The 6,540-nt window shown below is 69.0% G+C and carries 7 protein-coding genes and 1 pseudogene; 4 read left to right on the top strand and 4 right to left on the bottom strand.

Features of this window, described 5'->3' with window-relative positions; translation table 11 throughout:
* Window positions 1-644: 644 nt before the first annotated feature.
* Both ABD299_RS21535 and ABD299_RS21530 read right to left on the bottom strand, forming a co-directional pair.
* Complete coding sequence (locus ABD299_RS21535) at window positions 645-1,538, bottom strand: phosphotransferase enzyme family protein (RefSeq protein WP_344265252.1); 894 nt, start codon at window positions 1,536-1,538, stop codon at window positions 645-647.
* The gene (locus ABD299_RS21530; protein WP_344265249.1) at window positions 1,535-2,929 is read right to left on the bottom strand and encodes a helix-turn-helix transcriptional regulator; all 1,395 of its coding nucleotides are present in this window, start codon (window positions 2,927-2,929) and stop codon (window positions 1,535-1,537) included. The genes ABD299_RS21535 and ABD299_RS21530 overlap by 4 nt, the downstream gene beginning before the upstream one ends.
* 135 nt (window positions 2,930-3,064) lie before the next feature.
* Between ABD299_RS21530 and ABD299_RS21525 the strand changes: the two genes are divergently transcribed.
* The 4 genes and pseudogenes from ABD299_RS21525 to fxlM form a co-directional block, all read left to right on the top strand.
* Window positions 3,065-3,619, top strand: coding sequence for an ATP-binding protein (locus ABD299_RS21525; protein ID WP_344265246.1), 555 nt, complete (start codon window positions 3,065-3,067; stop codon window positions 3,617-3,619).
* Window positions 3,619-4,128 carry a DUF6415 family natural product biosynthesis protein gene (locus ABD299_RS21520; protein WP_344265243.1) on the top strand — a complete coding sequence of 170 codons (510 nt, stop codon included), beginning with the start codon at window positions 3,619-3,621 and terminating at the stop codon, window positions 4,126-4,128. Before ABD299_RS21525 ends, ABD299_RS21520 begins: the two co-directional genes overlap by 1 nt.
* On the top strand, window positions 4,125-4,259 hold the full coding sequence (locus tag ABD299_RS21515) for a hypothetical protein (RefSeq protein WP_344265240.1): 135 nt from the start codon (window positions 4,125-4,127) through the stop codon (window positions 4,257-4,259). Before ABD299_RS21520 ends, ABD299_RS21515 begins: the two co-directional genes overlap by 4 nt.
* A gap of 40 nt (window positions 4,260-4,299) precedes the next feature.
* A pseudogene (fxlM, locus tag ABD299_RS21510) lies at window positions 4,300-5,565 on the top strand (methyltransferase, FxLD system); the annotation flags it as partial.
* A gap of 45 nt (window positions 5,566-5,610) precedes the next feature.
* Here fxlM and ABD299_RS21505 read toward each other — a convergent pair.
* Window positions 5,611-6,114 (bottom strand): tetratricopeptide repeat protein, encoded by a 504-nt coding sequence (locus tag ABD299_RS21505; RefSeq protein WP_344265237.1) that lies wholly within the window; start codon window positions 6,112-6,114, stop codon window positions 5,611-5,613.
* A 62-nt stretch (window positions 6,115-6,176) separates the two neighbouring features.
* Window positions 6,177-6,540, bottom strand: a 364-nt coding sequence (locus tag ABD299_RS21500) for an HNH endonuclease signature motif containing protein (protein WP_344265234.1), incomplete at its 5' end; no start/stop codon positions are given.

Here is a 6,540-nt window from a genome sequence, read left to right as displayed (position 1 = left end):
GACCACCCTTCGGACAACCCACTTCATGAAAGCCCGAGGTTAGTATCCCGGAGTCTGGATCGATACCCTTGCTGTAGACACGGTGAGCCTGGATGTGTCGAGTTGGGGCTGGCGAGAGTCCGGGGCGGCCATCGTGCGGGTATCAGGAGGCGAAGTCTCTGTCGGTGATCTCGTACCCACATTGGGGCAATGCCGCAAGGGGACCGGCCAGCCTGTCCCGCAGCAGGCTTGATCTGCTTGCCGAAGGTCCGGAAGATGTCGTTGGGCGCCCTCGGTGCTGTCCGAGTCACGGGGTGGGCTCGAAGTACTGGTCGTGCGAAATGTCTGCCAGGTCCTGTCACCGTCCTTGCGGGCCTCTGGGGCACGACCGACGATCCGAACAACGCCGGGCTCGGGCCCTACATGGTTCAGGTCCGTCGCGTGTAGGCGGAACAGCGGGCCGCTCGCCGCCGGTTCCCGCCCGGTGCGGCTTCCCCCAGGAGACGCGTATGCGGTCAGGGAACAGCAGTAGCCGCACTCCGAGCGGATCCCGCCGCACGGCGCCGGCGGCAGCATCCGCGAGGTCTCCGCAGTGGCCGCCGATCCGGCTTCACATCCAGCGGACGATTCCTCGGGAGCCAGGAGGTGCCTGTGTTGAACCCGCTTCACACGATGCCCATCCACTTCCAGGGGCGGGGGCCGTTGTGGCCTTGGAGGCAGGCCAGGCGGTGTTGGGCTTCGGGGCGCCAGGCGGGGTTGGTGGCGGCGTGCTGGGCGGCGTAGGTGGTCATGCGCAGTTCTCGGGCAGCTCGCATGGTGTCGTAGCCGGGCCAGTTCAGGACGTCGTGTCCGTAGATGGTGCAGAACCTCTCGTACTCGGTCTTCGATATGGTGCCGGTGGTGGTGAGTTTGACGGCAGTGGAGACCAGGTCCCACTCGGGGCGGCCCACTGAGCAGCGTTCCAGGTCCATGAGGAGGGCCGGGCCGCCGGCGAGGGGGCAGGCCACATTGCCGGTCCAGGCGTCGCCGTGGACGAGGCATTCCGGGAGGCCCTCGGGGAGGGATGCCCAGGCGGACTGAATGTCGGCGAGGCGGTCGCGGAGCCAGTCACGGTCGGTGTCGGAGAGAGTCACGGCGGCGTCGATGCGGTCGCGGATGCGGACGAAGGGATCGAGGCGGCCGACGGGGAAGTCCGGGCGAGGGAGGCTGTGGAGTTGCCGGATCAGGGTGGCCAGGTCCGGGATCGTGCCGTTGGTGTGGGGCGGGAGTTCTTCCCAGAAAGTGACCGGGCGCCCGGCGGCGGTGGCCGGTGCTTCGATGCCGGGGAGCGGGCGGACAACGGGGAGTCCTTGTGCGGAGAGCCACCGGGCGAGGCGCAGTTCGCGTTCGGTCGGCTGGTGCTGACCGGCTCTGGTGATACGAGCGACGATGCCGCCTGGAAGCCGCCAGAGAGCGTTCTCGGCCAAGCGAATCGGCTTGGCGCCGGAGGGGTCCAGGCCGACAGCCGCGCATGCGGTGGTGAGGACAGCGAGGGTCTCGTCGTGTGAGCCGGCGGTCATGCGGGAACCGTGGTGCTGACGCGTTCCAGCAGGGAGACGGCGTTTCCGTTGGTGCGATGCGAGGCGGCGAAGCGGCCAAGTTCGCGGATGTCGTCGACGGCGCGGCGGGAGTGGAGGTTGCCGACCTCGGAGAGGGCCTGGTGACCGATGTGGGCGGCCTGGTCGGGGTCTCCAGTGGCCATGGTCAGGGAGGCGAGCTTCGTGCGGCTGATGGCGCGAGATCGGGCGTAGCGGTCGCCGTGTCCCTTGACGGCGGTGATGAGGCGCCGTGCCGCCCGGGTGGGGTCATGTCCCCTGAGGGCGAGGTCGTAGAGGGCATGGCCGGTGTCGCCGTTGTGCTGGGCCTCGTCGTAGTAGGCCATCCAGGGCGGGTCTTCCTGCGGGTGGGTGTGAGCGAAGGCGTCGTCGGCGTCGCCGACTGCGGAGAGGGTCTGCTGGACCTCGCCCATCTTGGCGAAGGCACGGGCCCGGGCGGTGTGGAGCATGGCGCGTTCCGTGGCAGTGAGGCGATCGGCACGCGCCAGGCCGAGTTCGGCGAAGGTGAGCCCTTCGTCCGGCTCTCCGATCCAGACCGCTTGGCGGGAGAGGAAGGAGTAGGACTTGGCTCGCAGGTGCCACTCCTTCGCTTCCTCGGCGCAGGCAGCGGCGAAGCGGAAGGTCTGCCGAGCGTCCTGGTGGGCGTAGGCGTCGAACTGGCTGGCGCCGACGACGACGCCCAAGCGTGCCACGGCAGCAAAGAGTTGCTGCCGGAGACCCGGCGCACAGCTGACGTGGAGCAGGTCCTCGGCCCACATCATCGCGGTGGAAGCGGTCTGTTTGACGATGCCGTCGCCGCCGTACTGGTGGTCGAGGCGGGAGAGGAAGGTAGCTGCCTCGATGAGTTCCTGGATGTCGGAGGGCTGGATTTCCTTGGGCAGGTGGGTGGGCTGGGCCGGCGAGAGCAGTCGGCCGGCGCCGGGAGTGGCCGCGAGCGCGGCAAGGCCGGGAACGGCGAGGAATGAACGTCGGTCCACCGGTTCGTTGCTCCCCTGTGCGGTCAGTGTTTCCGTTGCAAGCATGGGGCCACGGAGGGGTGTGACGGCGCCGGAAGAGGGCGCAGTGGCACAGAAGTTGTCATCGCGGTGGCCCTTCCTGTCGCCGAAGGCGTGACCCAAGCCGCGTACCAGGACGCCCCCGGTGTTCAGCGCGCGGTCAAGGGCGATGGCGGTTTCCAGACGGCAGTTGTAGTCGCCGACCTCGATACGGCGGATGACCTCTCGGCTGACGTGCGCTTTCGCGGCGAGTTGCTGGAGGGACAGGCCGGCGACGTTCATGCGCCAGTGGCGCAATTCCGCTCCGAACCACTCCCTTGGAGAGGCGGATGCGTCGAGCTGTTTCGGTGGCTGCGGCATGTCTTCTCCTTGTGCTGATGACAACTCCCGCGGAGTTGCCATCACGCACTGCATGCAAGCGATCCCTCAGGGTCAAATGGGAGTTGAGTATCTCGTACCCAGTACACCGAGCTCCGTGAACCCCTCGCTGAAGAAATGGAACTCCCGATGCCCGAACTTCTCAACCGGTCGGTGGAGCAGGACTCGTCGGACTGGTCCAGGCCCGCCCGTTCATGCACCTTCCGCAGCCAGTGGGAGATGACACTGACGGTGACCGAGCGATGCCTGGGGCCCATCCGGGATATCGCCCGTTCGCAGCTGCGGTGCTGGGGGATGGTGCAGGCGGAAACTGTGGTGCTGCTCGGCATCACAGAGCTGCTGGCGAATGTGCTCCGGCACGCTGCCGCGAAGGAGGTCCGGCTGCTTGTGCAGGCCGGAGTGGATGGTGTCTGTGTCACGGTGACGGACTTTGACCCGCGGCTTCCGACGGTCGGGGTTCCCGACCAGTTGGCCGAGGCGGGCCGGGGGTTGCCGCTGCTCCAGGCTCTTGCGGGAGGCTTCGGCATCGAACCGAGCCCGAGCGGGAAGTCGGTGTGGTTCCGCGTCAACTGCGCCGGTGAAAGGACAGGGCCGCCGACAGATGGTTCCACGGCGCAGATGAGCACGGGTCCGGCTGTCCGGCCGACGCTGTCGGCCGGCGGGAGCCGGTGATGGTGGCGACGCCCTCGGCTCGTGGTGCCCGGCTGATCCAGCGGGCTCCCGACCTCGCGGTCCGGGCAAACAAGTGGCAGTCGCCGCACAGCCGTGAGGTGCTGAAACGACTGCTGGCCGCTTTGCGGGAGTGGGAACCGAGCGGACAGGTGATCTCGCTGGACGAGGTGTACCGAACGCTGGATGGCGTCCTCGGTGACGGCGCCTATCTGAGCGGTCGAGAGCTGGCGAAGCTCGACGCCCGGTTGCGCGAGCACCTGATGCAGCTCGTTCCGGTGCTGCGGCAGAAGGCCGGCGTATCAGCCTCGCAAGAGGAGCAGCGGGCCATCGGGCGTGCGCGGCGGCTCCAGGAACGGGTGCTGCCGGTCACCCATCGCGAGGCACGGGCTCACGTGTGCGCGCTGGCGACGGCAGTCCAGTCGATTCTCTATCTCCTCGTCGAAGCCGCTGCGGTCGAGGAATCCGCGCCGCAGCAGAAGCAAAGCCGTGAGAGCGGAGGGGCGGCGTGACCATCGTGCGATTCGTCGTCCGGACTCTCGGCAACAGCGGCATCGACGACCACGAGCCCCGCGAGCAGGGACTTACCGACCACTCCGCCCTGGCCCTGAAGCTCACCCTCGGCGAGAACACCCAGAGGTGACGCACGTGCCTCATACCTCCGCGGTGCGCGCCCCCGGCCCGCCGACCGCACTACGGTCGACGAGGTGAACAGCGACACCATTGAGGCAAACCCCGCCGAACGCCTGCGCAACGAGCTGATCGAGCTCCTGGTCCGGAGCGGAGACATCCGCACGCCCCGCGTCGAAGAGGCGATGCGGAATGTGCCCCGGCACCTCTTCGTTCCGGACGCGCGGCTGGAGGAAGCGTACGGAAACGCGCCGGTGAACACCAAGCTCGATGCCGACGGCACCGCGATCAGCTGCGCCTCCCAGCCCGCCATCGTCGCCCTGATGCTGGAGCAGCTCGACGTCCGACCGGGCCACAAAGTGCTGGAGCTGGGGGCCGGCACCGGTTACAACGCCGGGCTCCTCGGTCACTTGGTCGGCGGTGAAGGCCATGTCACCACCATCGACGTGGATGACGACATCGTGGACGGCGCCCGCGCCGGGCTGGCCGCCGCCGGCATCGATAACGTCACCGTCCTCCTCGGCGACGGCGCCCTGGGCCACGCCGACAACGCCCCCTATGACCGGATCGTTGCCACCGTCGGCGCTCACGGGCTGCCCCACGCCTGGCTGGACCAGCTCGCTCCCGACGGGCGTCTGCTCACGCCGCTCCGGCTGCGCGGCAGCGTCTCCCGCTCGATCGCCTTCGAGCGGCAGGACGGTGCCTGGCGCAGCGTGAGCAGCGAGATGAACACCTTCATGCCGTTGCGCCGGGGTATCGCCGACGACCCTCGGCGCTGTGTCCCACTGACCGGGGACAGCAGCGTGACCCTGGTGACCAACGGCGACCAGAACGTGGACCCGGAAGCTCTGACCGACGTACTCCACCAGCCCCGCACCGAAGCGTGGACCGGAGTGACCCTACGCGGCCCGGAGTCTCCGGAGTGGCTGGAACTGTGGCTGACCTGCGTGCTTCCCAACGGGCTGAGCCGGATGCCCGCACAGCGGGAAGCCCTGGACAGCGGCCTGCTCACAGCCCCTTACCCAAGTGCCACCGCGACCTTCGACAAGGACGCGCTCACCTACCTGACCCGCCGCAAGGCCACCGGGACAGCCCCGGAAGGCACGGCGCTGTACGAGTTCGGCGTCATCGGCCACGGCCCCGGCAGTGCCGGACTGGCCGAGCGGGTCGTCGGGGAGATCCGTATCTGGGACCGGGAGTACCGGGGGCGGAAAGTTGGATTCGAGATCCAGTCGCTCGATACCGAACCGCTCACGCCGCAGCCCGGCCGGTTCGCCTTCGACAACTCCCTCAACCGGATTGTCATCCAGTGGCGGTGACATTGGCACCGGCGCCGGGCTGTAGGCGGACCGGCGGGCCGCCCGTCAGGTGCCGTCCGGTGCGGGCTCCACGAGGAGACGTGCGTACGCGGCCAGGGAGCGGTGGTAGCGGGGGAGGTGGGGGGTGAGGGCGGTCAGGGCCACGGAGACGGCTTCGCGTTCGCGGCCGGTGTCGGTGAGGGCGAGGGCCAGGAAGGCGCGGACGGCGTCGTCCAGGTCGTCGGAGGGCTGTTCCAGCTCGGCTGTCAGCAGGGCGACGCTCTCCTCGGCCCGGCCCAGGTTCCGCAGGGAACTGCCCAGTTGAATGACTGCCCGGCGGCGGCGCTCGCCGGTCAGCCCTTGCGCGAGGGCCTGTTCGTAGAGGGCGACGGCACGCTCGGGGTCTCCGGTGGAGTCATGGGCGCAGGCCCGCTCGAAGAGCGCGGGGCCGCTGTCCGGCGGGAGTTCGGCGGCCAGCTTCTCCATTCGGGCGCGGAACTCGTGCTCGTCGTAGCGGTCGAAGGACGCCCAGGCGTGGGCTATCCGCTGTTCCCAGTCCTCGGTGGTCATGGAGACAAGCCTGGCATGGCCGGTGCCGACGGTGGTCGCGGACGACAGCACCGGTGAAGCGGTCAGAAGGGGGGCGGCTCGGGGGTGGGGGTGTCCGGTTGCGCGGGACAGGTGTTGGCCTGGGGTTTACCGGCTGTGGGGGCGGTCGCCGGCCGGTGGGTGGGGTAGTGGTGGGGTTCGGTGGTGTGGGTGTGGCCGGTGGGGGTGGTCCAGGTGACGCGGCCGGTGGCGGGGTCGCGGTGGGTGCGCCAGCCCGGTGTGTGCTTGAGCCGGTGATGACGGCGGCACAACGGCATCAGATTCTCCGGAACCGTCAGCCCGCCCGCAGCGGGCCGCTGGTGGTCGAAGGGCCGCACATGGTCCAGGTCGCAGCGGTGGGCGGGCATCGAGCAGGTGGGGAACCGGCAGTGGGGGTCGCGTGCGGTG

It is taken from the genome of Streptomyces sodiiphilus (assembly GCF_039529215.1).
Classification (GTDB): Bacteria; Actinomycetota; Actinomycetes; order Streptomycetales; family Streptomycetaceae; genus Streptomyces; species Streptomyces sodiiphilus.
The sequence above is the reverse complement of the archived record's forward strand: the minus strand, read 5'-3'. Positions and strand labels throughout refer to the sequence as shown.